This window comes from Pseudomonas siliginis, assembly GCF_024072275.1.
GTDB classification, from domain to species: Bacteria; Pseudomonadota; Gammaproteobacteria; order Pseudomonadales; family Pseudomonadaceae; genus Aquipseudomonas; species Aquipseudomonas siliginis.
In genome coordinates, this window is sequence record NZ_CP099598.1 from 1092938 (window position 1) to 1118218 (window position 25281).

A 25281-nucleotide genomic window follows, 5' to 3' on the forward strand; every position below is an offset into this window, starting at 1 on the left:
GTGAGCCCCATCCTACCGAAGGCTTGGCGCAATGGGTATTCGGGACGAGTTTGTGCGCACCGTTGGTCGGGACTGTAATTTCTGACAGTAGGAATGCGGTTCCGCGCTTGCTCTCATGAGCCAAGGGCACACTGGGACGTTGACGCACTATGGGCATCCACAGCAATACGCCAACGCTTGCCGTGAACGATCCGCGCGGTTTGGCCATCCTCAGCGTCAACTACTGGCGCGCCGATGCGGCGCTGGCAAGCGAGCCCCGGATCGAGCGGACGTTGCGCGACAACGCCGGCCGTGCAGTCAAACAATGGGATGCGCGATTGTGGGCGTTGCAAGCGAATGATCCACAAGCGCCCGCCAGCCTCACCACTGTCCATGCCTTGAACGATATCGCGCTGCGCTCGGACAGTACCGATGCGGGAGTCCAGGTCCAGTTGCCCGGTTTGGCCGGCCAGACGTTGTGCAACTGGGACAGCCGTGGCACATGCCGCGAAATTGCATACGATGACTTGTTGCGACCTGTCGCGGTGTTCGAGGAAGGCACCGGCGTACCTCGCCGTTGTTCCGAGCGCCTTGCCTATGGCCGCCCCGGCGCGGGCGATCCGCTGCGCAATCAGCTCGGTCAAGTGATTCGTCATGACGATCCCGGTGGCAGTGTTCTGTTCTCGCAGTTTGCGATCACCGGGCAGTGCAGTGAAAACATCCGTCACTTCACGCTTGAGCCGGTTGCCGCGGATTGGCCAGAGGCTATCGCCGATCGACAGAAGTTGCTCGAACCTCAAGGGGCAACCACACAATGGCGCTATGCCCCGCTGGGACCTGTGCTCGAACAGTTCGATGCCGGTGGCAATCGGCAGGCCTTCGCACTGACTCTCCACGGCCAGTTACGCGCAGTTGAAATACGGCTCAAACTTCAGACTCAGAACCATTCGGTCGTCAGTGATATTCGCTACAACGCTTACGGACAAGTCACTCATGAACTGGCAGGCAACGGCGTGCTGACTACGCTGAGCTACCGTCCCGAAGACGGCTGTCTGCTCACTCGCCATGCTCGGGACAATCTGGGCAATGTGCTGCAGCATCTGATCTACGCCTACGACCCGATGGGCAATGTAACGAGTATCGAAGACCAGGCATTGCCCGTGCGCTGGTTCGCCAACCAGCGTATCGAGCCGGTCAGTCGTTACCGCTATGACAGTCTTTATCAGTTGTCCCATGCCACTGGCTGGGAGGCCGGCGTTGGCGGTGGCGGGCCGACCGCTGTCGCCAACTACAGCCAGCGTTATCATTACGACGCCGGCGGCAATTTGCGCGAGCTGACTCACGTCGGCCAACAGAGTCCAGGTCATCAACTGCAGGCCGCACGCTTTAGCAATCGGTGTTTACCCTGGCACGACGTTAAGCCGCCCTCTGAAGCAGAGATCGCGGAAGCTTTCGATTCGCGGGGTAATTTGCTGTTGCTGGATCAGGGGCGCCGGTTGCAGTGGAATCTGCGTTGCCAGCTGGACTCGGTCGTGGTCGTCTCACGCCGATCAGATGCCGATGATCGTGAAAGCTTTCTCTATGACGGCGCCGGTCAGCGGGTATGCAAGACGCGTTCGTCACGGGCCTCTGCACGCAGTCTTCTTGCACAGGTGCGTTATCTGCCAGCGCTGGAATTACGCACCGATACCGGCACCGGTGAGAGCCTGCAGGTGATCATCGTGCGGACCGGACTCAATATCGTACGCGTCCTGCATTGGCAAAGCGCACCGCCGACCGGCCTCAATAATCTCTACCGATACAGTTTCAATGATCATCTGGGCTCAATCAGTCTTGAGCTGGACGCGGATGCGCAACTGATCAGCCGCGAGCATTTTTATCCATTCGGTGCAACGGCGTGGGCCGAAGAACCCGACGTCAGCTACAAGACCGCGCGGTATTCGGCAAAGGAACGTGACGCCACGGGACTTTACTATTACGGGTTTCGCTATTACGTCCCGTGGCTGCAACGCTGGCTGAACAGCGATCCTGGTGGAGCGATCGACGGCCATAATCGCTACCGCGCGCTGCGCAACAACCCAATGACTTACAGGGACAGCGACGGGCGCAAGCCCGACAAGCCCGACAAGCGTGCTGGCGACCGGGTGTATCACGATCTTGCCGACAAGAAACTGGTCAATCCCGTGCAAGCCGCCGGCATGCAGCCCGTGCGCCGTTACTTCGAGAATGACCCAAATCCCGACGTCCAGGCCTACCGCCGCGAAATACCGGTAGCGCTGGCAGAGCTGGGAGCCCGGGACAACTCCGTGCTCAACACACATCAGGCACATGTCATTGCCGCCGTCCGGACGCACACCGCGCCACCTTCGGGGGCCGTGCTGTACCACTCCGGTGAATTCGTTTCTTCGACAATGAATCGGGTGTTGGGGGAGGAGACCACCAGCCGGATCATGGGACCCATGTCCGTTGCGTTCAACAGCCCTGTCGAAGAACCGCAAGTGCTTGCAGCCAGGCGCGGTGCCGTGGCCAAAGGCTTCCAGATCGGCGGAAATCTGCTGATGCACGCCGCTAACCCCGCAGCTCAGTTGGTGGGCTCACTGAGTGTGGCAATGGGCAATGCCATGCAGGTTTCCGAGGCTCAGACGCGGATTCAGTACAAACTGCTCAGCACACCCGTTGCCGTGCCTCTTGCCATCTCCTCGAACAGTCCGGCGGTCGACTTGCAGTCCTTCAATCGATCGACCCGGCGGCAGCCGTTGTTCGCAGAACCGGAATCAACGCCCACACCGTTGGCGCAGCAACTGTTTGCAGCCGCGTTTACACAAGGTCCCGCGGGGCTGGCGCAGGCGACGGAAGGCGAGTCGGTCGATGAAGATTCACCACTGGCGAGACGCCGCAATTCAGTCTTCGGCTAGACAAAAAAAGCCCCCGCCCAGCCCGCTGCGGATAGGGAACGCAACGGGCTGGACGAGGGCTTCTTGTTTCAGCAGGCGATTACTGCGCGATGGTTTTCACCGACACGCCGCGTTCGATCGGGGTGGAGCGGCCGTAGATATCTTCGAAACGCTCGATATCGTCTTCACCCAGGTACGAACCCGACTGCACTTCGATGATTTCCAGCGGGATCTTGCCCGGGTTGCGCAGGCGGTGCACCGAGGCGATCGGGATGTAGGTCGACTGGTTTTCGGTGAGCAGGAACACGTTTTCGTCGCAGGTCACTTCGGCGGTTCCGCTGACCACGATCCAGTGTTCGGCGCGGTGGTGGTGCATCTGCAGCGACAGGCACGCGCCCGGCTTGACCGAGATGTGCTTGACCTGGAAACGCCCGCCCATGTCCACCGAATCGTACGAGCCCCACGGACGATAGACTTCGCAGTGGTTCTGGGTTTCGCTGCGGCCCTGGGCGTTGAGGGTGTTGACCATCTGCTTGACGCCCTGGACCTTGTCCTTGTGGGCAATCATCATCGCGTCCTTGGTTTCGACCACGACGATGTTTTCCAGACCGATCACCGAGACCAGTTTGCCGTTGCCGTGGATCATGCAGTTCTTGCTGTCCTGGATGACCACATCGCCTTTGCTGACGTTGCCGTTGGCGTCTTTCTCGTTGACTTCCCACAGCGACGACCAGCAGCCGACATCGCTCCAGCCGGCGGTCAGCGGCACCACGCAGGCGCGCTGGGTTTTTTCCATCACCGAGTAGTCGATGGAGTTGTCCGGGCAGCAGGCGAAGGTGGCTTCGTCGAAGGTGATGGTGTCGGCGTCCTGCTGGCTGCGCTCAAGGGTCAGCAGGCAGGTGTCGTAGATGTCCGGATCGTGCTTTTTCAGTTCTTCGAGGAAGCGGCTGGCGCGGAACAGGAACATGCCGCTGTTCCAGTAGTAACCGCCGGATTCGACGTACTCGGTGGCGCGCTTCACATCCGGTTTTTCGACGAAGTGCGAGACGCGGCTGACGCCTTCGGGCAGCAGCGAATCAGCAGTGGATTTGATGTAGCCGTAGCCGGTTTCCGGTTTGGTCGCCGGTACGCCGAACAGGACCATCTCGCCGTTCTCGGCAGCGACAGTCGCCAGGGCCAGCGCACGTTGCAGGGCTTTCTGGTCTTCCAGCACGTGGTCGGCCGGCAGCACCAGCATCAGTTCGTCACGACCTTCATTGACCAGCATCATCGCGGTCAATGCTACGGCCGGCGAAGTGTTGCGGCCGAACGGTTCCATCAGGATGCGCTGGCATTCCAGATTGCGCGCGGCCAGTTGCTCGTTGACGATGAAACGGTGCTCTTTGTTGCAGACCACGATTGGCGTGTCCATGCCTTCGAACACCAGGCGCTCGAGGGTTTGCTGGAACAGCGTGTGTTCGCCGGTCAGGGCGAGGAATTGCTTGGGGAATTGCTTGCGCGAAAGAGGCCACAGACGCGAACCGCTACCACCTGACAAGATCACCGGAATCATAGTGTTTACTCCATAAAATCAATTTGGTTAGAGCCCTGTGGGAGCGAGCCTGCTCGCGATGGCGATGGCTCAGTCGACATTGATGTTGCATGTCAGACCGTATTCGCGAGCAGGCTCGCTCCCACAAGGGGTACTGCGTCAGTTCACAAAAGGATTAGCGAGTCGACACCGGGCGTTTCACCCAGACTGGCGACAGGTTGCTGCCGTTGCCGGTGACGTACAGCACGGCTGCCTCACCACGCTCCAGGGCGACCGGTTTCACGTCGCCGACTTTCTTGTCGCCTTCGTACAGCGCCAGGCTGACTTTCACCGGGTTGATTTCACGTTCGCCACGGCCCTTGGCAGCGACGTTCGGCACCACTTCGGTCTTGCCGTCGGCGGTTTTCAGGGTCAGCGATTTGTCGCTGAGGTTCTGTACACGCACCAGGGATTTCTGCTTGTTCTTGAATGGCGGCTCTTCGATCAGTTGTGGCGCGCCGGAAGCGTTGTTGACCAGGGTGTAGTAGTGGTCGCCGGCGAGTTTGACCGGCAGGGTCTGGCTACCGACCTTGGCGCTGTAATCGCCGCCCGGCATGAAGCTGAAGTCGCTGCTGGCCAGTGGCGCGATGTCGCTCAGGTTGGTGCTGCCGACAGTCGCGCTGACTTCGGCGTTGCTGGCGTTGTAGACACGCACGAAGCTCGAGCCTTTCGGAGCGGTCGGGCCGTACAGCGCGGCGTCGCCACCGGCGAAGGCTGGGACGGAAAGTACGCTGAGGCCAGCAACCAGTGCGAAGCTTTTAGCGAGACGACGAGGAGTAGTAGTGAAAGTCATGGTGTACCTCTCTTTCAGTTTTGCGCCCGATCGGGCGTCTCGGATTTAGTGTTGATGGCTACGTTTTGTTGGCGGGCGCCGGCTTGTTTGAGCTCTGCGACCCACTGCGGGTCGGCGTCGCCGATTTCGTTGTTCACAGGCAGATATCGTTCAGGAAACTCCCAGATCAGCACTTGTGGCGGGCTGTTCTTGAAGTCATCGCTTTTCAGGTAGCTGAGCATTGGCAGAATCGGGCCGTGGCCGTCTTCGGCGTAGTTGACGACGTCGCTGTGCAGCGCTTGTTTGAGCGCACCGACGAAGTTCCAGTTGGGGTTGGCGCTGTAGCTGGTGCCGATCAGCGCGACCGGTACTTCGCTGTTGGCGAACAGGGCGTCGTCACCGGCAGGCTGTTCGGCGGCAACGGTGTTGCGTTTGAGCAGTGGCTCAGGCGCCGGCATCATGTTTTCGAACAGCGGATCGAGTGGCAGGAACAGACGCAGATCGCCCTTGTGCGTGACCTTCTCTGCTGGCGTGGTAACGAAGCGCTGTGGCTCGCCGCTCAGCGGGAATTTCTCGGCAATGGTTTTCGCCAGCGTATTGGCTGCGATCTCGGCGCCCTCCGGCGTCCAGTGGGTGTCGGTGCGCAGGAACACTTGCTCACCGTTCTGCTTGGCCTGTTGCAGCGGGCCGAGCAGGTCAGGGGCGAGGATCTTGTCGGCCGCGACACGGGCGTGGAAATCCTGATACAGGTTCTGGTGAATGCTCGAAGGCTTCACTTCATCCAGATGCTCCGGATACAGACGCACCTTGGCCGGGACGATCGCCATCACCAGTTTCACGCCTTTCTCTTTCAGGGTCTGACGCACGCCTTCGACCAGCGCGTAGTTACCTTGCAGGTTCTGCTGTTCGTTGACGATCGGGTTGAATTCTTCATCGCTGTACAACCACTGGTCGCGGCCGAGCACGACGCCCGGACGACCTTCGTTGAACAGTTTGAAATCCAGCGCGGCCCAGAGGTTGGTGCCCAGACGCTTGATCGGGAATTCATCGTCGTAGTGGGTTTCCACCGCCTTGGTCCAGCGGCCATTGAGCACCGTCGCGTCGGCGTTGGTGCTGAAGCCGAAGAAGCTGCGAATCGACCACAGACCGAGGACCAACAGCGTCACCAGGAACAGGGCGATGTAGAAGATGCGTAATGAGCGGGTCATGTCAGATCCCTCAGAACTGGAAGTAAAGGAACGGCGAGAAGCTTTGCGCCGAGAGTTTGAGAATCGAGGCGATGAACAGCAGCAGGATCAGCCCGCGCATCACGTAGCGCGACCAGTCGGCGGTCCAGTAGGCCGGTTGCACCTGGGCTTCGACGCCGACGGTGTAGCCAGGTTCGTGGATGCTCGCCGGATTTTCCCCAGGCGCTGCCTTGATCATTCCCGGCGTCGCCGTGGCAGGGCCATCGGCCTCGACGTTGACTTCAGGTTTGGTCTTGGCTGGCGGCTGATTGGTGTACAGATCACGCAGGCCGAAGAAGGCCAGGGTCACGTAAGCCACCACCAGGGTTGCCACTTGCAGACCGGTGAGGCTGGCCTGATTGAGTTCCGACAGCGACCAGTCGCCGAAGCTGAACATTGCACCGTACATGCGACCGGCGACGTGCAGATTCTCGGCACGGAAGATCACCCAGCCCATCACCACCAGCAGGAAGGTCAGTGCCCAGCGGATCGGGTTGAGGCTGCGCGGCGAAGTGTTCAGGCCGAGCATTTTTTCGATCGCCAGCCACATGCCGTGCCAGGCGCCCCAGATGATGTAAGTGATATTCGCGCCGTGCCACAGACCACCCAGAAGCATGGTCAGGAACAGATTGCGATAGGTCATCAGCGTGCCTTTACGGTTACCGCCGAGGGTGATGTACAGGTAGTCACGCAGCCAGGTGGAGAGGCTGATGTGCCAGCGGCGCCAGAACTCGGTGATCGACTGGCTGATATACGGCTGCTTGAAGTTTTCCATGAAGCGGAAACCCATCATCAAGCCCAGACCGATGGCCATGTCGCTGTAACCGGAGAAGTCGAAGTACAGCTGCGCGGTGTACGCCAGCGCACCGAGCCAGGCATCACCCGTGGTCGGATTTTGCAAGGCGAAGCAATGGTCGGCGACCACGGCGAGGGTGTCGGCGATGAAGACCTTCTTGATGAAACCCTGCATGAACCGCGTGCAGCCCTCGGAGAACTTGTCGAGGGTGTGCGTGCGGTTGTTGAACTGATCGGCGAGGTCGCGGAAACGCAGAACCGGGCCGGCAATCAGGTGCGGGAAGATCGCCACGAATGCTGCGAAGTCGATCAGGTTGCGCGTGGCCGGAGTGTCGCCACGGTACACGTCGATGATGTAGCTGATCGATTCGAAGATGTAGAACGAAATACCGATCGGCAGCAGCACGTGGGTGAGGATGAACGGCTCGAGACCGAACGAAGTCATGATTTCGTTGATGCTGTCGACACCGAAGTTGGCGTACTTGAAGTAGCCGAGGATGCACAGGTCGACGGCCACGCCGAGCAGCAGCCAGCGCTGCGCCGGTTTGGTTCTGACGCCAGCGGCACCGACTTTCAGGCCGATCCAGTAGTTCCACAACGTGACCGCTGCGAACAGCGCGAGGAAGTCCACCCGCCACCAGGCGTAGAACACATAGCTGGCGATCAGCAGCAGCAGGTTGCGATAGCGTTGCCCGCTCAGGTAGTACAAGCCGAGAAAGATCGGCAAGAACAGAAACAGGAACACGTTGGATGAAAATACCATCCCGATCTCTCCATGTTTGAACCAACAGTCAAGGGCCAAAGCCCCCCCAAACCCCCCGTGGTAGTGGAGGGGTGACACAGTGTTTGCTTGAGGTCTGGGCTGGCCGTCAAACCGCGCCCCTCACCCCCCGCCCTCTCCCGGAGGGAGAGGGAGCCTGATCTCCATGGTTTTCAAAAATGGAGATCGACTCGGTATTTCATTTCGGCGTAACTCGCACAGCCACCTCGGTCAGTCCCCTCTCCCTCCGGGAGAGGGTTAGGGTGAGGGGCTTTTAGCCCTTTTCATGCGACGGGTCGTAGACCTTGGTCAGGTCGCCGCCAAGACGGAAAGTCTTGAACGGTTGCATGTCGCGCTTCTTCTCGATCACATCCGGCGCACAGGTGTAGAGCGTGCAGAACGGTTCGAGCCAAGCGAATTTCATGTCCTCTTTCAGGTCGGTCATGTCCTGCTTTTTGCCGTTCTTTTCTTCGAACTCGTCAGGGTCCTTCACGCCGGCCAACACGCGGTCACCCAGACGCTTCAGTGCGCCGTTGTTCTCCTGACGCAGATCGACACCGTTGACCTGGGCGAAACTGGCGATCATCGCCAACGGTGGCAGGGCGTAGTTGTGATAGGCGAGGGCGCGTTGCTGGCGCTTGAGTTCGTTGGGCAGGAAGCCATCGGCATCGACTTGATTGACGCCAACCTTGTATTCCTTCACCGCCCAATCAAACAGGTCGCGGCGGTTGGTGGCGACGGCGGTGGCCATCACCGACCAGGCGGCCCAGTACGAGTGGTTGTTGGTTTTTTCCAGCGGCAGGTTGTCCCAGTCGCTGACCACCTGATCGGCCATTTTGCTGAACCAGGCTTCGATCAGCTGCGCTTCCTGCTGATGCTGGGCCAGCGGATGCGAGTCGGAAAACTTCAGGCGAATGTACGACGAGGCCATGCTGCCCAGTGCCCATTTGCGCATCGACTTGCCGGTGTGGTTGAAGTCTTTGGACATCAACGCGTCAGCCTTGGCCCATGCGGTCAGCCAGTTGAGCGTGCATTCGAGCTGCTCCGGGCGACCGTCGCGCATGAACTGCATGACGCGCTTGGCGGTGCCGCGCTCCAGCGTGGTGATGTCTTTGGTGGTGTCGCGAAAGGCTTTTTCCGACTGCACATTCAGCGTCGCGCGGGCCTTGTCCGAACCTTCGTATTTGCTGCGAAATTGCAGCGGACCGGTGTATGGCGCCGGCATCGCGTCGCAGCCGTCGCTCTTGTCGCCGGTCTTGAATTTATCCACCGGGGCGAAGTAGCCCTGCGGTGGACGCAATGGCGCGGCGGCCTGAGTTGCCCCGGCGAACATCGCCAGGCTCAGGAGTGTCGGTGCCAACAGATTTTTCAGTTTCGGATTTCGCATAGCAGACCTCATTGCCCGAGCTGCGCGGTCTGTTGACCGACGCCCGGGAATACGTTGCGTTTGCAGATTTTCGCTTCGACTTTTTGTGGCGCGACGCCAGGTCCGGCTTCAGGACCCTGGACTTCGACTGCCAGCAGGTTTTGCGAGGCCCAGTCTTCGTCCGTGCGCAGCTCAAAGGCGAAACGACCGTCGGTGTCGGAGGTTTCCGGTTTCTCGATCTTGATGTCCTCGTGGCGACCGTTCATGTACCAGAGGGTGGCTTGCAGGGTTTTCACCGAGGTGTCGGCGAAGCGGATGTCGACCTGATGGTTGGCATTTTGCAAGTTCAGGTTCTTGCTGTTGACCAGCAGTTCTTGCTTGCTGCCTGGTTTCAGCGTGGCACTGGCGGACATTTGCGCGTCTTTGCCTTCGCAACCGTTATCCAGCAGCGCCATCATCTGGCGATAGATGGTTTCCTGGTCGAGGCGATACAGCGGCGAGAATTCCCAGATGAGAATCTTCGGCGGGGTCTTCTGGAATTCTTCGCTGCCCAGGTACTGCAGCATCGAACCTTCGAAACCGCCGCCGGGGAAGGCCACGTTGAGGATGTCGGCGCCGATGGCTTCTTCGAGGAAACCGGCGAAGTTGTAGTTCTTGCCGCTGTGCGACGTACCGACCAGGGTGATCTGCGGATTGCCGGAATCGCCGAACAGATCGCCGTCGCCTGCCTCGCCTTTCGGCTCGGTGGTGAACTGGTCCATGTACTGGATCGCATAGCTGGTGCCGCACAGTTGCCCGGCCATGTTGTGCAGAGTGCCGGTCTTGCCCATGCGCCCGGAGCGCTTGGTCTCGAATTCACGCTTGGGAATGTCGGCGAAGGCCGGGATCTGCTTGACCTTTTCGGCGACGATTTTTGCCGTGCGCTGGGCACCGTAAGGTGTCCAGTGCTGGTCGCCACGGAAGTAGAAATCGTGGGCGGGCAGGGTGTCCGGCAGCGATTCGTTGGTCAGTGGCGACAGGTCAGGCACCACGTAGCCCATCTTGGCGAAACGGCCGAGCATGGTCTTGTAGTTGCCCAGCGCTTTCTCGTAATCGAACGCGGCTTTTTCCTGCGGGTTGAGCTTGTTGCGGTTCACCAGGCCACGGGTCGGCTGGTAGACGATCACCAGCTCGACGCCTTTGCTCTTGAACGCATCGTGCAACTGTTGCAGGCGCTTGTAGCCGGCCGGCGTGGTGTTGAACTCGGTGCGCAGGTCTTCCTGGGTACGGAACAGCCAGTCGCCCTGAGCCTGTACCAGGGTGGTGAAGTTCTGCTGATAACGCGTGGTGTAGTTTTTCGCGTCATGGGCCGCCGGGCACAGGTTGCAGCACGGCTCGGCGGTGAACTTCGGTGGCGTCACGCTTGCGCCGTCAGCGTCGGCGCGGGCGTTGCCGGCAGCGAGAATGCCGAGAGTCAGGGCCGAGAGGCTGAGCAGTTTGATCATGTGTGGGTGCATAAAATTATCCTCAGTCCTGCAATTCGGTCTGGCGTTCGACAGGGTCGATCAGCACGGCTTTCTGCTGGCGCACCAACAGATCGAGAATTTCATCCTGGCGCTCGCCGAGGATGCCGTTGAAGCTGATCCCGCTGGACTTGGTCGGCGCCAGCATCGACACGCGATACAGCTCGACACTCAGCGGCGAGTCGATCGACAGCGGACCGCTGCCATTGGCCGCCAGCTCGCCGCCGACGACGATCAGCGAGACCTGCGCGTCGAACGGGTCGAGCTTGATGTCACGGTCGGTGTCGGTCAGGTCCTTGATGTGGCCGTAGATACCGGTCAGGCCGTTGGTCATGGCGACGTTTTCGTAGAGGCGGATGTTCACACTGTTACGAATACGAATGCCGTGACGGGTATTGCTGATGACCTTGTTTCCCCACAGCAGGTTGTCGGCGGACTCGTAGAGCGTGATGCCGTCGGTGTGGTTCTTGTAGATCTCGTTGTAGGCAATGATGTTGTTGACGCTGTTACGGTCGATCACCAGGCCCGACAACTTGTTGTCGAAACTCTTGTTGTTGAAGATGAAGCTGTCGTTGACCTCACGGGAAATGATGATCCCGTGCTTCTTCTTCGTGCCATGAACGGTGTTCTCGGCAATGATCAGACGGTGCGAGCGGTCATGCGGGTCGATGCCGTAGACGATGTTGTCTTTGTAGGTGTTGCCCTTGACCACAAAGTCGCTGGTTTCGTAGCAGTAGAAGCCGTACCACATGTCCGAGAACTCGGAGCCGACGATCCAGCCGGTCGGTTCCGGGCGCTTGAGGACTTTGGCCATGTTCGGCGTGTACTGGGAAATACTTACCCCGTACGACTTACTGTTGGCGTAACCGAAACTGGCCATCTTGCTGTTGACGATGTAGGTCTCGGTGCCGCCCCAGGCGAGCAGGAACGGACGGAATTCCTTCGGCGAACGGAAGGTCGCCGGGCCGTTGTCCTTCTCGCGCCAGCCGGTGACTTTGGTGTCACGCACGAACAGTTTGCCGTCGTTGACCAGGAACGAACCGGCCTCTTGGGACAGGCGCAGTTCCTGGGTCTGACCGTCGATTTCGAGGATGCCTTTCTCGCCGACCACGATCGGCAATTTTGCCAGGTACACGCCCGGGGACGTCTCGCTGAAATACTGCTTGGGCAGTTTTTTCGCCAGATCCTTGAGGTTCATGTAGCCGTCGTCGATGAAGATCGCCTGCGGGATGCCGTGCTGACGCACCACCCATTCGGCCATCTTGTTATCGCCGCCGATGAAGTCCTTCAGGGCGTTTTCCTGCATCATCCGGCGCACACTGATCTTGCCCGGTTTGCTGCGCACGATCTTCGCGGCAGCGGCTTCGGCGGTGAAGCCGGAGAGGTCGGGCAGTGTCGGCTTGGCCAGTTTCAGTGCGTCGGTCGGCGCGCTGCTGACGGTGTAGGTCTTGGCCTGTTGCAGTTCTTTGGCCACGGTCGCAGGTTTCGCCGGTTCAACATTGGCGAAGGCGCCGGCGCTGGCCAGCAGCATCGCGCCGGCCAGCAGGCTGAGTGAGCCTGTTCTGGTGCTGATCATGTCGGGCACTCCCTTGGCGGTTTGCATCAGAAGCGCCAGATCACGTCAATGAATGCGCGGTGCATGTAGGAATCAACCTGGCTGCCGTAGGCATCGCCCGGTTTGAACACACCGCCACGGAAACGCACCAGTGCCGAAGGCTCGTCGATCGACTGGCTCAACGCCGCCGGCAACAGGCCTTGCTTGAAGTACTTGGTGACGACCAGGTCCATTTCCTGACCCAGGTCCTTGTTGCCATCTTCAAGCGGCAAGGATGTGCTGGAGAGGATCGCGCCGGTGACGTCGTCGGTGTTGTTTTCCACCGCATTGATGCCGTTGCTGCCGACCGGCTTGTTGCCGTCGACACGCCAGAACTTGTGATAGATCAGGCTGGCGTCGTACTCGTCGTTGACCATCCACGAACCGAACAGGGTGGCGGTCTGCATGTTGTTCATTTCGCCACGGAACGCTTCGCCGAAACGGTGCACGCGCGAGCGGGTACCGGTGTAGTTGGAGCGGTTGCTCTCCAGACCGTTCTGTTCGTAATCGGCACTGGCGCGGGCGTAGGCACCGCCGACTTGCCACTGCGGATCGAGGCGCAGACGCACGCCGACATCGGCTGCCCAGCCGCTGATGTCATCGCTGCGCTTGGCTTGTGTCGGGCGCGTGCCGTCGGCGTTCAGCGCGTTGACCGTGTCGCGGTCGCCGCTCATGCCGGTGATGCTGCCCCAGTAGTTGACGGTGTTGGTGTTGCGCCAGTTGTAGGCGTCGCTGTCAGCGGTCAGGCCGATCCAGCTGATGTCGCCGTTCTCGGTCTTGTCCAGCGAGTCGCGCGGGACGCCCGGCTCGGCGTAATCGAGTTTGCCGTCATCGTGAGTGTGGTGGCCGCGAATGCCGACCCACTGGCCCGGTGTCCACTGGTAAGCAGCGTCGGCGTAGGCGTGCAGGCGATCCTTGTCTTTCGGCGCCAGCTCTTTCAAGTCGGTGCGGTATTCGCTGAAACGCTCGGCAACACCGGCATTGGCCCGCAGCAGGGTGGTGTCGAAGGTCCAGTTCAGCGCTTCGATGTTGGTGTCACGCCATTGGCCGTCGTCATTGCGCAGACGCTGGCGACCGAACTTGAGCATCTCGCCCGGGTACGGGGTGAGGCCGCTGTAGCCGACCCAGAACTCGCGCATCGCCAGGTAGTTCTTCTTGGTTTTGCGATCACTGTTGTCGGTGGCTTGTTCGCCGTCGGATTGTTGCAGGGTGTCGGTCTCGATGATGTCGGTCGAGGTCACCGCCTGACCCATCGCGTAGGCGCTCCACGCGCCGCTTTCGCCGTAGATCCACGGACGCAGGTCGAGGCCCACGCCATTGACGTCACCGCCGCCGGCAGTGCCGAGGTCACGGTCGTCTTCGGACTGGCCGGTGAGTTTCACTTCCAGGCCGAAGTTCTTGGTTTCAGTCATCGCAGCCAGTGTCGGGCAAGACCAGATCAGCGCGAAGGTGAGGCCAATACCGGCCTTCACGAATGGGTTCAGCTTCATAGTTTTTCCTCGCCGTCTTCTTCTTGCAGGGCGTGCAGTTGCAGCGTGTTCGAGTTCAGGGCGCCACGGCTGGCCTGTTCCTGTTGCAACAGGCGGCGGGCTTCGGGCAGGCGCTCGGGCGGCAGTTGCGCCTCGAGGGTCGCTGCCAGTTCATCGGCTTGCGGGGTGTTCTGGGCCTTGGCCAGTTGGCTGAATACGTAGGCGTTCAGCGGGTCGGGCTTGGTACCCTTGCCTTGGGAAAACAACTGGGCGATGGCGAAGTCGGCACTGTTCTGGCCGTTGCGCGCAGCGGTCAGCAGGTGGTCCAGAGCCTTCTGCGGATAGACCTTGCCCAGGTAGCCACGACGGTAGATCTGGCCGAGGTAGTAATCGGCGGCCACTTCGCGGCCAACGGCTTTCTGGAAGTGTTCCTCGGCGACTTTCGCGTCGGCCGGGACCATTTTGCCTTCGTAGTAGACCTTGCCCAGCAGCAGTTCGGCGCGCGGCTGGTCGGCAGCGCGACCGTTGTCCAGGTACTTCATCATCTGGTCGACGTCGCCCAGTTCGGGGAAGTCGTAAAGCAGTTGGGCGAGGGTGACCCACGATGCCGGGTAGCCCGGAGCGATCGGCTCGAGCAGCGCCTGCGCGGTTTTTTCGTCAGTCTTGCCCAGGGTCGAATCGGCCAGCACGCGGGCTACGGAGTCGACACGCTGCGCGGTGACGGTGCCACGGCTGTAACCGGCCTGCATCTGCTTGATCAGCTCGGCCTGTTGGTCCGCCTGGCCACGTTTCTGGTAGACGGTGGCCAGTTCGACGTAGCAGATGTCGGTGGTATTGAGCGCGGCCTTGCAGATCTTTTCCACGTCATCCAGATGCTGGTCGTAAGTGCCCTGGGTGCGATACAGCAGCACCTGCGCCAGACCCGCTTCCGGGTAGCCCGACTTGCGCCACTGATCGATCTGCTGCTGCGCGTTGATGTTGGGGAAGCTGTGCGGGTATTGCAGGTACAGCATCGCCAGCGGGATCAACGTGTTGCCTTCGCCATTGGCGGCGGCTTTTTTCAGCAGGGTTTCGGCTTCGTGGTGCTCGGCTTCGGTGGAGCCCGGCTTGGCCACCAGCAAACGACCGAGACGTGCCTGGGCACGCGGCGACACGCTGGCCGCTGCGCGGTAAGTCGCCTCGGCCTGTTTCATCTGCGCCGGGTCACGGCTGTCGACCTGGATATCGGCCAGGCCGACTTGCGCCTCGCTGTAACCCAGATCGGCCAGTTGCTGGTAATTCTGCGCAGCGGTGGCAGTGTCGCCACGCTTGAGCGCTTCGTTGGCCAGACGCTGATCGGGCAGCCCGGCGCAACCGGCCAGAGAAACTGCCAGTGCCAGCGAGCACACCATCAATCCCATGTGGGAGCGAGCCTGCTCGCGAAGCAGTCGACTCGGTACTTCAGACAAACCGCGCTGGCCCTTTCGCGAGCAGGCTCGCTCCCACAGGGTCGGCGGTGTGTTCAAGTTATGCGTAGTCACAGGCATGTCCTCGACTTAGAAACCGGCAGCCATGGCTTTGTCGATCAGCCAGTTCAGGTTCGGGCCACGGTCGCTGTTCACTTCAACCGGGCGGCCGGCCAGGCTGCTGTCGAGCGGCTCGTCAGGCTGGATCTGCACGCGGATGTCGGAGGACAGGTCGGCGCTCTTCAGGCTCGTGCTGCTGACGATCTTGCCGGTGCGGGTCTTGTCTTCGCCGGCGATCTGGAAGCTCACCGGGGTGCCCGGGCGCACGTCGCCGAACTGGCGATAGGAGAAGCGTGCTTCAACATTGGCCTGGGTGTTGCGCGGCACCAACTGGAAGATCACGTCGCCCTTGCTCGCGTACTGCCCGTCAGCCACCAGTTGCTGGGCCACGGTGCAGTCGCACGGCGAAGTCAGGGTGCCGGTCATTTGCTTGCCGAACAGTTCTTCAACCTTGGCCGGGGCCAGTTGGTCTTCGGCCAGATGGCCCTTGAGCACGTCGAGCATGCTGGTGCTGAAGGTCGCCAGCGGTGCGCCTTTGGCGGCAACGCCGTCGGACTTGACCAGGCTCTGTACGGTGCCGTCACGCGGCATGGTGATGTTCATCCCCGGCACGCTGACCAGACCGGCCTGCGCGTGGCTGACGAAGTACATGCCGTACACCGACTTGAAGATGAAACCGGCAGCGACCAGACCAACAGCGAAAATACCGGCGCTGAAGGTCACGGCTTTCAGGCGGCCGAACGGGGTCATGCCGGTGTCGTTGGTCTTGTTCTTGCGCGCCTTGGTGAAGTTGTCGCGCTGCAGGGTCGCCAGCACTTCGCCGATGCTGACGATGTCGCCGGCCAGGTGCGAAGTGATCAGGTGGCGCAGGGTGGAAATGTCCTGCGGCTCGAGGTTCTGGAACTGGCAGCCGGCGCGGCCGGTGGCGCGGTCAAAGGAACGCACCTGCAGTTCAACGTCCATGGCCAGGCCGAGGTTGTCGATGACAAATTGCAGACGCGCCTTGTACACCTCGCCGATGGTCAGCGGCATCTGCCCGGCGTTGAACGCCAGACCGCCAGCCGACAGATCGAGGACCCGCGCTTCGAGCGGAGTCCGGTCAGGGCCGAAGAAACGCAGTTTGGCCGGGATTTTCACGCGAGCGTGCTGGCGCTGGGCTTCGGATTCATGCACTACGTTGACGTTGACGGCGGTATTCATAGGGGCGATTTCCTTGTTAATTCAATAGGAGCGGGTCAGACCATCATCAGCAGCACGGCGACAAAAATGCTGCCGGCGGAGAAGGTCATGGTCCGAGACGACCAGGTGTTGAACCAACGTTGAAAGCTGGCGAGATCACGGGTCAGGGATGTGGGCTGGCGAGTCCAGGATTGTTGGTCGAGGCGGAAGAACACGTAGATCTTCACCAGGGCGCCAACGATCTGGTTGTAATACAGAATCGCCGGGTAAGCAGGGCCGATGCGGTGACCGGAACACGACAGCAACAGCGTCAGGATCAGGCGGGTGATACCGATCCACAGCAGGTACACGAGGATGAACGCGGTGCCGTACTTGAAGCTGGCGATCAGTGCGACGGTCAGGCCGAGCAGCGAGGTCCACATCGACACGCGCTGGTCGAACAGCACCACCGAGGTGAACGCGCCGAGGCGGCGGATACCCAGGCCCAGTGCGCGCGAGTTCTGGCGCAGGTTGTTGCCGTACCAGCGGAACATCAGCTTGCGGCTGGCCTTGATGAAGCTCTTTTCCGGCGGATGTTCAACGGTGTTGATCGCGGCATCCGGCACGTAGAAGGTGTCGTAACCCAGGCGCATCAGGCTGAACCAGCTCGACTTGTCGTCACCGGTCAGGAACTTGAAGCGGCCCAGGCGCCAGTGTTGCAGCGAGTCGCTTTCAACGTCGGCGATGAACTCCGGATTGGTCACCACGGAGGCTTTGAACACCGACATCCGACCGGTCATGGTCAGTACGCGCTTGGACAGGGCCATCGAGCACATGTTGATGTGGCGCTGGGCGAAACGCAGCTTGTGCCATTCGCTCATGATGTAACCGCCGCGCACTTCGCAGAACTCGTTGGTGGTCAGGCCGCCGACATTGCCGAACAGCTGGAACCACGGCACGGTCTTGCGCACGACGCCTTCGCCGAGCACGGTGTCGCCGTCGATCACGGCCACCACGGCACGGTCGTCCGGCAGGTGACGGGAGATCGCGCGGAAACCGAAGGCCAGACCATCGCGCTTGCCGGTGCCGGGGATGCGCACGAAGTCGAGCTTGACCCGCTCCGGCGGATTCATCCGCGCCCACAGCGCCTTGACCAGCAGCTCGTCGGACATTTCCACGATCGAGCAGACAATGGTGGTCGGCAGTTCGCAGTCGATGGCTTCGCGGATCACCGAGCTGTAGACCTGCGCGGTGGTCAGCGCGTCAATACGAAAGCTCGTGACCATCAGAAACACATGCGACGGATCGGCCGCTTTACCCAGCTTGCGTACTTTGCGACGCAAGTGCGGGTAAACGATGTAGAGAAAAATCATGCCGCGCACAAAGTGCGTTGCACCCATCGAGTAGCGCCAGATACCCACGGCGCCAATCAGGAAAATGAAGTCCTTCGACTCGGAGTCGAATGTGGACGTGGGCAGCATCAAGGCCAGGCCCATCAGCAGACTGAGATAAAAAAGCCAGCCGGCTGATTGCAGAAAAAAATGTTTGAGCTTGGTCATAACCGTCATCCGAAGGTAAGGGAAGCTGCAAGTTGCAAGCTTCAAACTGCAAGCCAATCGCGTTGACTTGCAGCTCGACGCTTGTCGCTTGGGGCTGCGTTACCAGCAAATGCCTTCGGTGCGGCTACCGGCGCTGGTGGCCTTGGACATGAAGCCCACCAGGTCGATGACTTGCTTGCCCTGCGGCGCTTCCTGGGCCAGCGAACGGAATTTCTCGTCGCGGTTGCCGAGGATGATCACGTCGGAGTTGTCGATCACCGAGTCGAAGTCGGAGTTGAGCAGGGACGACACGTGCGGAATCTTCGATTCGATGTAGTCCTTGTTCGCACCGTGGACACGGGCGTATTCGACGTTGCTGTCGTAGATGCTCAGGTCGTAACCCTTGCCGATCAGCATTTCCGCCAGTTCGACCAGCGGGCTTTCGCGCAGGTCGTCGGTGCCGGCCTTGAAGCTCAGACCGAGCAGGGCGACTTTGCGTTTTTCATGGCTTTCAACGATGTCGAAAGCGTTCTGCACTTGCGATTCGTTACTGCGCATCAGCGAGTTGAGCAGCGGCGCCTCGACGTCCAGGGAACCGGCGCGGTAGGTCAGGGCACGCACGTCTTTAGGCAGGCACGAACCGCCGAAGGCGAAGCCCGGGCGCATGTAGTACTGGGACAGGTTCAGGGTCTTGTCCTGGCAAACCACTTCCATCACTTCACGGCCATCGACGCCGACGGCTTTGGCGATGTTGCCGATCTCGTTGGCGAAGGTCACTTTGGTCGCGTGCCAGACGTTGCAGGTGTACTTGATCATCTCGGCAACGGCGATGTCCTTGCGGATGATCGGGGCGTCGAGTTCTTCGTACAGCGATTGCAGAACGTCGCCCGAGGCGGTATCGAACTCGCCGATAACGGTCATCGGTGGCTGATCGTAGTCAGCGATGGCGGTGGATTCGCGGAGGAATTCCGGGTTGACCGCAACGCCGAAATCGACGCCGGCTTTCTTGCCGGAGCAGTCTTCCAGAATCGGGATGACCACGTTGGCCACGGTGCCTGGCAACACGGTGCTGCGCACGACGATGGTGTGGCGGGTGGTTTTTTCACGCAGGACAAAACCGATCTCGCGGCACACGGCCTCGATGTAGTTCAGTTCCAGGTCGCCGTTCTTTTTGCTTGGCGTGCCGACGCAGATCATCGACAGGTCGGTATCACGAATCGCCTCGGCGAAGTTGGTCGTGCCGCGCAGACGACCGGTCTGGATACCCTGTTGCAACAGTTCACCCAGGCCCGGTTCAACGATCGGCGATTTGCCGGCGTTAATCATGTCGATCTTGTCTTTGGCAACATCGACGCCAACTACGTCATGGCCCCGTGCAGACAGGCAACCGGCACATACTGCGCCAACGTAACCCAAACCAAATATGCTGATGCGCATCGCAATTACCTCTGTATATATCAGGCCTTAGAAGGCCGGAGTTAATGGTGTTCAGCGGTCACTAGTGCACTCGGAAGTGCGGCTTACAGGCGCCACAATGCCGTGTGCAGGCATACAAAGTTCCGAGTGTCTAATAAGTGCACTCAAGATGTGCGCAACTAGGCCTTGTTGTTATGACTTGCCCTGTTATGCAGCCGATCTTCCGTGCGGGAAGACTCTAGTGCAGTCGTGTAGCCTGCTCGACGTCCGGTAGGGGGCCGGTAAATCAAGCAGTTAGGTGCTCAGGCGAGCACGTTTATAGGGGCGCGGCCTTGGCCTTTGTAGGGGATATTAATGGTGCGTATCTCCTGTCCTTCGATTGTTTTGAGACTAGTTAGTCACTCAGGCAAGTTGCTGTGACAACTTGGTTACATGGCTATCAGCTCTGCGTAAGTTATCTCGTACAAACTCGGCGAGAATCGTTACCGGTGGTATGAGCAACGCATTTGGACATAGTTCCAGCCCGCTCATCGTGCCAGCCGAAATTTTTTGAAATATTGATGAAGATGGCACTGGGTGCAAATTGATAGCACTAACGATTTCGCCCTTTAGTTATCGGGGTGAAACCGGGGTCGATAGTTTTGTGCCACTACGGGTAAAAAATTTAGGTGCCACTACTGAAAAAAAACTTCAGTGTCGAGTGAAACTAAAATTAGAAAATAGAGTGTGGTTTTATTGGCGCCATGAATTTGGCGATATGTCGCAGGGGGATTTTGACTTCGGGCGGACTGCACGACTCTGGAGGAAAAGAGTCGTGCAAAGGGCATGCTTTATTCCGGGGCGTGGTCGCGCAAAAACACCAGATTGTCAGGTTTCGATTGTTCGGCGCTGTAGCGATAACCCTGTACATCAAATTGCTTGAGCTGAGCCGGGTCGTTGATGCGTTCCTGGATCACAAAACGGCTCATCAGGCCGCGCGCTTTCTTCGCGTAGAAACTGATGATCTTGTACTGGCCGTTCTTCTGATCCTTGAACTCGGTATTGATGATCCGCGCCTTCAACGCGCTGCGCTTGACCGCAGAAAAGTATTCGTTGGATGCAAGGTTGAGCAGTACGTCATCGCCCTGATCGGCCAGCGCTTCATTCAGCCACTCGCTGATGCGCGTACCCCAGAACGCATACAGATCCTTGCCACGGCCGTTGGCCAGTTTGGTGCCCATTTCCAGGCGATAGGGTTGCATCAGGTCCAGCGGCCGCAGCAGGCCATAAAGGCCGGAGAGCATGCGCAAATGCTTTTGCGCGTAATCGAATTGCGCTTCGCTGAAGGACTGCGCATCCAGGCCGGTGTACACGTCACCCTTGAAGGCGAGCAGGGCCTGCTTGGCGTTTTCCGGGGTGAAGGCGGGTGTCCAGCTGCCGAAACGCGCGGCGTTGAGGCCACCGATCTTGTCGGACACGTGCATCAACTCGCTGATCTGCGCCGGACTCAGCTCGCGCAACTGCTGGATCAATTCCTGGGAATGGTCGAGGTACTGCGGCTGGGTAAAGCGCTGGGTCGCCGGCGGTGTTTCGTAGTCGAGGGTCTTGGCGGGGGAAATCACCATCAGCATGAAGTCGTCTCCTTTAATCGTGGGGGCGATTCTAGGGGGTTGTCCTTGTTGACTCCAGCTATCAAGCCCATAGGTGATCGACGGCTTAACTCAAACCCCTTGTGGGAGCGAGCCTGCTCGCGAAAGCGGATTCACATGATCGTTCCCACGCTCCGCGTGGGAATGCAGCCCGTGACGCTCTGCGTCACAGTCGTCGGACGCGGAGCGTCCGGGTAGGCGTTACCACGCAGAGCGTGGGAACGATCATCCATGGCTGAGGGGAATAGGACAGGATCAGCTATAGTGCCGCGCGGGTTTTGTTATGGAGACATCCCTTTGCGCATTGTTCTTTTATTCACCGCGTGGCTGCTGAGCTTCGGCGCCATGGCGGCGCCCGGCGATGCGGCGACGCTGGATCGCACGACCTGGCCGGAGCAGCTCAGCAACCCGACCCTGTTCGACGTCGCGTCGCGGGCGGAAATCCTCATGTTCGCTCGCGGCCTGCTCGGCACCGAGTCCATCGACGAGGCGGCACTGGCCCAGCGCCTGGGCCTGCGCACGGTCAATATCGATGCGGTCAATCAGCTGCGCCAGCGCCTCTGGCAGCGCTTGCTCGCCAACTACAACCACGCCCAGCAAAGCTGCGATCAGGACGCCTCGTTCTGCTTCCTCGTCGAAGACCTGCCGACCCTGCGCGAGCAGGCGGCCAAGTTCGTCGTCAGCGACGACAGCTATTACACCAAGTGGGCCGAGCCGAGCCGGATCTTCCATTTGCAGTACCTCGACGAGCTGATGCGCAAGGCCGCGCTGTCACCGCAAACCAGTAACGAATTCGATCGTTTCGGCGACTACGAGCGCAACGGCGACGACATGCACGACCGGCTGTTTCTGCTGACGTTCGACAGCGCCGCCAACGTGCAACCGGACAACACCGACTGGCTGACCGAGTACCTGCGAAAATCGAATCTGAGCGGGACATTCTTTGTACTGGGCAAGGATATTCAGGCGCGACTCGCAGGGCGTTCGGTCAGCAGTCTGCAGGCGAGTTTTTCCCGGCAGTGCGTTGGCGTGCAGGGCTGGGAGTTCCGCTCTCACAGCCATTGGCAGGACTGGCAGGATTCGGTGCGGCGCAGCGCCGATCTGGTGAAGAACAAACTGCCGGAAAACTACGTGCCGCTGTTCCGTCCGCCGGATGGCCAGCGCCGCAGTGACGCACAAGGTTTCTTCAACAGCCAGGGCCTGCAAGTGGCGCTGTGGGACATCGATGCCCAGGACGGTGCCGGCAAGCTCAAAGGCCCGGCAAGCGCGCAGCGGGTGCTGACCCTGATGCTGCTGTGGCGGCACGGGGTGATCAATTTCAACATGAAACAGGATGCGGTGAAGACGTCCCTGCCGTGGCTGATCACCCAGACTGCGCAGAGCGGCATCGGCTGGGAAGACTGTCAGGACGCGTTTCGTTGAGAAATGAGAAAAAGCCCGTAAACATTGGACTTGGGGTGATTTTCAGGAGGAATTCGATGCAGGCGGACTTCCGACTTTAGCGGGGTACGGGGAGTCCGCCAAGGGCTTTTCGTCACTCTGCAAAATAAACTTAAAAAAACCGTCAAAGTGCTTTTTTATGTCATCGGTTTTGGAGTATTACGAAGACAGACCGCCGAAACCTGCGACACAGGTGGCGTCTTCCCAGACTCCTATTGTGTGCAGTTCATCCAGGCCCTCGTGGATGAATTCGGCAGTCACCTCGAGGCGCAGCACTGTCACGGTATTGCGTCGAATGGCTCCCACAAAGGTGACCGAGTATGGATGATCACGGACGCAGCCCTTCCTCCAACCAGCCAATCCTGTATGTACTCGATACCAACGTATTGATTCACGATCCAAATGCCCTGCTGAATTTCGAAGAACACCACGTCGCCATCCCGATGACCGTGCTGGAAGAGCTGGACAAGCTCAAGAGCGGCCATCACAGCGTGGCCGCCGAATGCCGCCAGGCGATCCGCCTGATCGACAAGACCCTGGGCGATGCGTCCCCTGAAGACGTTGAGCTGGGCGTGCCGATCCAGCGTGGCAAGGGCGGGCCGAAGGGCTTGCTGTCAATTCTGATGAGCAAGCAGGCCGAGTCGAACCTGATTCTGCCCGAGCATCTGAACGACAACAAAATCATCAACCAACTGATTGATCTGCATACCCGCGATCCGCAAAAACCGGTGGTGCTGGTCACCAAAGACATCAACATGCGCCTCAAGGCGCGCGCCTGTGGGATCGACGCCGAGGACTACAGCACCGACCAATTGGTCGATGACGTGTCCCTGCTGCCCAACGGCTACCACAACATGACCGGCTCCTTCTGGGACCGCGTGAGCAAGGTCGAAACCCGTCAGGACCACGGCCGCACCTGGCATCAGGTACAACTGATCGACAATCTGCCGGCCGTGCACATCAACGAGTTCATCATCGACGAGCAGGGCTTTGTCGGCTGGATCAAGGAAATCCAGGAAGACCGCCTGCTGATCCTCGACCTGCATCAGGAACCGCTGCTGCATCAGGAGGCCTGGGGGCTGAAGCCGCGCGACATCTATCAGAGTCTGGCCCTGTATGCGCTGCTTGACCCGGACATTCATCTGGTCAACCTGTCCGGCGCCGCCGGTTCCGGTAAAACCATTCTGGCGCTGGCCGCTGCGATCGAGCAGACCATGGTCAGCAAACGTTATCGCCGCATCATCGCCACCCGCAGCGTGCAGGGTCTGGACCAGGAAATCGGCTTCCTGCCCGGCACCGAAGCGGAAAAAATGGAGCCTTGGCTGGGCGCCATCACCGACAACCTCGAAGCCTTGCACATGGATGACGAAAACACCCATGGCAGCGTCGACTACATCCTCAGCAAAGTGCCGTTGCAGTTCAAATCGCTCAACTATATTCGTGGTCGCAGCTTCCAGCAGAGCCTGATCCTGATCGACGAATGCCAGAACCTCACGCCGCACCAGATGAAAACCATCATCACCCGTGCCGGCGCCGGTTCCAAAGTGGTGTGCCTGGGCAACCTGGCGCAGATCGACACCCCATACCTGTCCGCGACCAGCTCCGGGCTGACCTACCTGACCGAACGCTTCAAGGATTTCCCCAACGGTGTGCACATCACCCTGCAAGGGGTGCCTCGCTCGATCCTGGCCGAATACGCCGAATCGCATTTGTAACCTTTCACCCAGAACCGGGTGGCCCTTAAAGCCGCCCGGTTTTTTTATGGATAAATGCATATCTCCTGTGGGAGCGAGCCTGCTCGCGAATGCGGTGTATCAGTCGACATCTATAGTGAATCTGAATCCGCTTTCGCGAGCAGGCTCGCTCCCACAGGGGGCAACGGTGATTTCATAATCAGTGATGCGGATATCTGACCCACAGGTTTACAATCCACGCTCCTGATCAGGAGTAATCCCGTGCTGACTCATCTCGATTCCCAAGGTCGCGCCAACATGGTCGACGTCACTGAAAAAGCCGTGACGTTCCGTGAAGCGACCGCTCAAGCGCTGGTGCGCATGCTCCCTGAAACCCTGCAGATGATCGTCAGCGGCGGCCATCCCAAGGGTGATGTGTTCGCCGTGGCGCGCATTGCCGGAATTCAGGCGGCGAAGAAGACCAGCGATCTGATTCCCCTGTGCCACCCGCTGATGCTCACCGGCGTCAAAGTCGAACTCAGCGCCGAAGGCGATGACAGCGTGCGTATCGTCGCCCGCTGCAAGCTGTCCGGGCAGACCGGCGTCGAGATGGAAGCGCTGACCGCCGCCAGCGTCGCCGCCCTGACCATTTACGACATGTGCAAAGCCGTCGACCGGGGCATGACCATCGAAAGCGTGCGTCTGCTGGAGAAAGTCGGCGGCAAGAGCGGCCACTTCCAGGCGGAGCAGCCATGAAACTGACCGTGAAATTTTTTGCCCGCTACCGTGAAGCGCTGGGCGTGGATTCGGTTGCGGTTGAAGGCGATTTCGCCACCGTCGATGACGTTCGGGCACTGTTGGCAGAACGTGATGGCGCCGAAGTGCTGAGCGAGCAAAACCTGATGTGCGCACGCAACGAAGACCTCTGCCAGCTCGACGAGCCAGTTGTCGATGGTGATGAAGTGGCGTTTTTCCCCACCGTGACCGGAGGCTGAA

At 59.8% G+C, this 25281-nt stretch carries 18 protein-coding genes; 5 read left to right on the plus strand and 13 right to left on the minus strand.

Annotated elements, in window-relative coordinates; genetic code table 11:
- Window positions 1–149: 149 nt before the first annotated feature.
- Window positions 150–2894 (plus strand): RHS repeat domain-containing protein, encoded by a 2745-nt coding sequence (locus tag NF676_RS05285; protein WP_252887359.1) that lies wholly within the window; start codon window positions 150–152, stop codon window positions 2892–2894.
- Between the two features lie 79 nt (window positions 2895–2973).
- Here NF676_RS05285 and NF676_RS05290 read toward each other — a convergent pair whose 3' ends face one another.
- From NF676_RS05290 to yaaA, 13 genes are all read right to left on the minus strand, one after another.
- Window positions 2974–4425 carry a mannose-1-phosphate guanylyltransferase/mannose-6-phosphate isomerase gene (locus NF676_RS05290; protein WP_024011673.1) on the minus strand — a complete coding sequence of 484 codons (1452 nt, stop codon included), beginning with the start codon at window positions 4423–4425 and terminating at the stop codon, window positions 2974–2976.
- A gap of 154 nt (window positions 4426–4579) precedes the next feature.
- Window positions 4580–5236 carry an alginate O-acetyltransferase AlgF gene (locus tag NF676_RS05295; RefSeq protein WP_041479483.1) on the minus strand — a complete coding sequence of 219 codons (657 nt, stop codon included), beginning with the start codon at window positions 5234–5236 and terminating at the stop codon, window positions 4580–4582.
- Window positions 5237–5250: 14 nt separating this feature from the next.
- On the minus strand, window positions 5251–6423 hold the full coding sequence (locus tag NF676_RS05300) for an alginate O-acetyltransferase (protein WP_130900382.1): 1173 nt from the start codon (window positions 6421–6423) through the stop codon (window positions 5251–5253).
- A 10-nt stretch (window positions 6424–6433) separates the two neighbouring features.
- Entirely contained in the window at window positions 6434–7999 is a 1566-nt protein-coding gene (locus tag NF676_RS05305) for an MBOAT family O-acyltransferase (protein ID WP_024011674.1), read from the minus strand.
- A gap of 271 nt (window positions 8000–8270) precedes the next feature.
- Complete coding sequence (locus NF676_RS05310) at window positions 8271–9383, minus strand: mannuronate-specific alginate lyase (RefSeq protein WP_056783046.1); 1113 nt, start codon at window positions 9381–9383, stop codon at window positions 8271–8273.
- A gap of 8 nt (window positions 9384–9391) precedes the next feature.
- On the minus strand, window positions 9392–10858 hold the full coding sequence (locus NF676_RS05315) for an alginate O-acetyltransferase (protein WP_252887360.1): 1467 nt from the start codon (window positions 10856–10858) through the stop codon (window positions 9392–9394).
- Between the two features lie 10 nt (window positions 10859–10868).
- Complete coding sequence (algG, locus tag NF676_RS05320) at window positions 10869–12440, minus strand: mannuronan 5-epimerase AlgG (protein WP_051600606.1); 1572 nt, start codon at window positions 12438–12440, stop codon at window positions 10869–10871.
- Window positions 12441–12466: 26 nt separating this feature from the next.
- Window positions 12467–13948, minus strand: coding sequence for an alginate export family protein (locus NF676_RS05325; RefSeq protein ID WP_041479487.1), 1482 nt, complete (start codon window positions 13946–13948; stop codon window positions 12467–12469).
- Complete coding sequence (gene algK / locus NF676_RS05330; RefSeq protein ID WP_177342702.1) at window positions 13945–15453, minus strand: alginate biosynthesis TPR repeat lipoprotein AlgK; 1509 nt, start codon at window positions 15451–15453, stop codon at window positions 13945–13947. The genes NF676_RS05325 and algK overlap by 4 nt, the downstream gene beginning before the upstream one ends.
- A gap of 9 nt (window positions 15454–15462) precedes the next feature.
- A complete protein-coding gene (locus tag NF676_RS05335) occupies window positions 15463–16632 on the minus strand; it encodes an alginate biosynthesis protein Alg44 (RefSeq protein WP_252887361.1) in 1170 nt (389 codons plus the stop codon).
- 35 nt (window positions 16633–16667) lie between these two features.
- Entirely contained in the window at window positions 16668–18149 is a 1482-nt protein-coding gene (gene alg8, locus NF676_RS05340; protein ID WP_162098720.1) for a mannuronan synthase, read from the minus strand.
- Between the two features lie 99 nt (window positions 18150–18248).
- Window positions 18249–19565: a nucleotide sugar dehydrogenase gene (locus NF676_RS05345; protein WP_016771595.1), complete on the minus strand. Its 1317-nt coding sequence runs from the start codon at window positions 19563–19565 to the stop codon at window positions 18249–18251.
- A gap of 809 nt (window positions 19566–20374) precedes the next feature.
- On the minus strand, window positions 20375–21154 hold the full coding sequence (gene yaaA, locus NF676_RS05350; RefSeq protein WP_150636190.1) for a peroxide stress protein YaaA: 780 nt from the start codon (window positions 21152–21154) through the stop codon (window positions 20375–20377).
- Between the two features lie 363 nt (window positions 21155–21517).
- On the opposite strand from yaaA, the gene NF676_RS05355 reads away from it, so the two are divergent.
- The 4 genes from NF676_RS05355 to NF676_RS05370 all read left to right on the plus strand — a co-directional run bounded on the left by NF676_RS05355 (window position 21518) and on the right by NF676_RS05370 (window position 25280).
- Complete coding sequence (locus NF676_RS05355; RefSeq protein ID WP_370695134.1) at window positions 21518–22594, plus strand: polysaccharide deacetylase family protein; 1077 nt, start codon at window positions 21518–21520, stop codon at window positions 22592–22594.
- Between the two features lie 338 nt (window positions 22595–22932).
- On the plus strand, window positions 22933–24327 hold the full coding sequence (locus tag NF676_RS05360) for a PhoH family protein (RefSeq protein ID WP_024011685.1): 1395 nt from the start codon (window positions 22933–22935) through the stop codon (window positions 24325–24327).
- 240 nt (window positions 24328–24567) lie between these two features.
- Window positions 24568–25041 (plus strand): cyclic pyranopterin monophosphate synthase MoaC, encoded by a 474-nt coding sequence (gene moaC, locus NF676_RS05365; protein ID WP_007972660.1) that lies wholly within the window; start codon window positions 24568–24570, stop codon window positions 25039–25041.
- The gene (locus tag NF676_RS05370) at window positions 25038–25280 is read left to right on the plus strand and encodes a MoaD/ThiS family protein (RefSeq protein ID WP_024011686.1); all 243 of its coding nucleotides are present in this window, start codon (window positions 25038–25040) and stop codon (window positions 25278–25280) included. The genes moaC and NF676_RS05370 overlap by 4 nt, the downstream gene beginning before the upstream one ends.
- Window position 25281: the final 1 nt, after the last annotated feature.

What these genes read in the sequence shown, in the direction of transcription:
- NF676_RS05285 (WP_252887359.1), top strand. Translation starts at nt 150, where the DNA reads ATGGGCATCCACAGCAATACGCCAACGCTTGCCGTGAACGATCCGCGC.
- NF676_RS05290 (WP_024011673.1), bottom strand. Translation starts at nt 4,425, where the DNA reads ATGATTCCGGTGATCTTGTCAGGTGGTAGCGGTTCGCGTCTGTGGCCT.
- NF676_RS05295 (WP_041479483.1), bottom strand. Translation starts at nt 5,236, where the DNA reads ATGACTTTCACTACTACTCCTCGTCGTCTCGCTAAAAGCTTCGCACTG.
- NF676_RS05300 (WP_130900382.1), bottom strand. Translation starts at nt 6,423, where the DNA reads ATGACCCGCTCATTACGCATCTTCTACATCGCCCTGTTCCTGGTGACG.
- NF676_RS05305 (WP_024011674.1), bottom strand. Translation starts at nt 7,999, where the DNA reads ATGGTATTTTCATCCAACGTGTTCCTGTTTCTGTTCTTGCCGATCTTT.
- NF676_RS05310 (WP_056783046.1), bottom strand. Translation starts at nt 9,383, where the DNA reads ATGCGAAATCCGAAACTGAAAAATCTGTTGGCACCGACACTCCTGAGC.
- NF676_RS05315 (WP_252887360.1), bottom strand. Translation starts at nt 10,858, where the DNA reads ATGCACCCACACATGATCAAACTGCTCAGCCTCTCGGCCCTGACTCTC.
- algG (WP_051600606.1), bottom strand. Translation starts at nt 12,440, where the DNA reads ATGATCAGCACCAGAACAGGCTCACTCAGCCTGCTGGCCGGCGCGATG.
- NF676_RS05325 (WP_041479487.1), bottom strand. Translation starts at nt 13,948, where the DNA reads ATGAAGCTGAACCCATTCGTGAAGGCCGGTATTGGCCTCACCTTCGCG.
- algK (WP_177342702.1), bottom strand. Translation starts at nt 15,453, where the DNA reads ATGCCTGTGACTACGCATAACTTGAACACACCGCCGACCCTGTGGGAG.
- NF676_RS05335 (WP_252887361.1), bottom strand. Translation starts at nt 16,632, where the DNA reads ATGAATACCGCCGTCAACGTCAACGTAGTGCATGAATCCGAAGCCCAG.
- alg8 (WP_162098720.1), bottom strand. Translation starts at nt 18,149, where the DNA reads ATGACCAAGCTCAAACATTTTTTTCTGCAATCAGCCGGCTGGCTTTTT.
- NF676_RS05345 (WP_016771595.1), bottom strand. Translation starts at nt 19,565, where the DNA reads ATGCGCATCAGCATATTTGGTTTGGGTTACGTTGGCGCAGTATGTGCC.
- yaaA (WP_150636190.1), bottom strand. Translation starts at nt 21,154, where the DNA reads ATGCTGATGGTGATTTCCCCCGCCAAGACCCTCGACTACGAAACACCG.
- NF676_RS05355 (WP_370695134.1), top strand. Translation starts at nt 21,518, where the DNA reads ATGGCGGCGCCCGGCGATGCGGCGACGCTGGATCGCACGACCTGGCCG.
- NF676_RS05360 (WP_024011685.1), top strand. Translation starts at nt 22,933, where the DNA reads ATGGATGATCACGGACGCAGCCCTTCCTCCAACCAGCCAATCCTGTAT.
- NF676_RS05370 (WP_024011686.1), top strand. Translation starts at nt 25,038, where the DNA reads ATGAAACTGACCGTGAAATTTTTTGCCCGCTACCGTGAAGCGCTGGGC.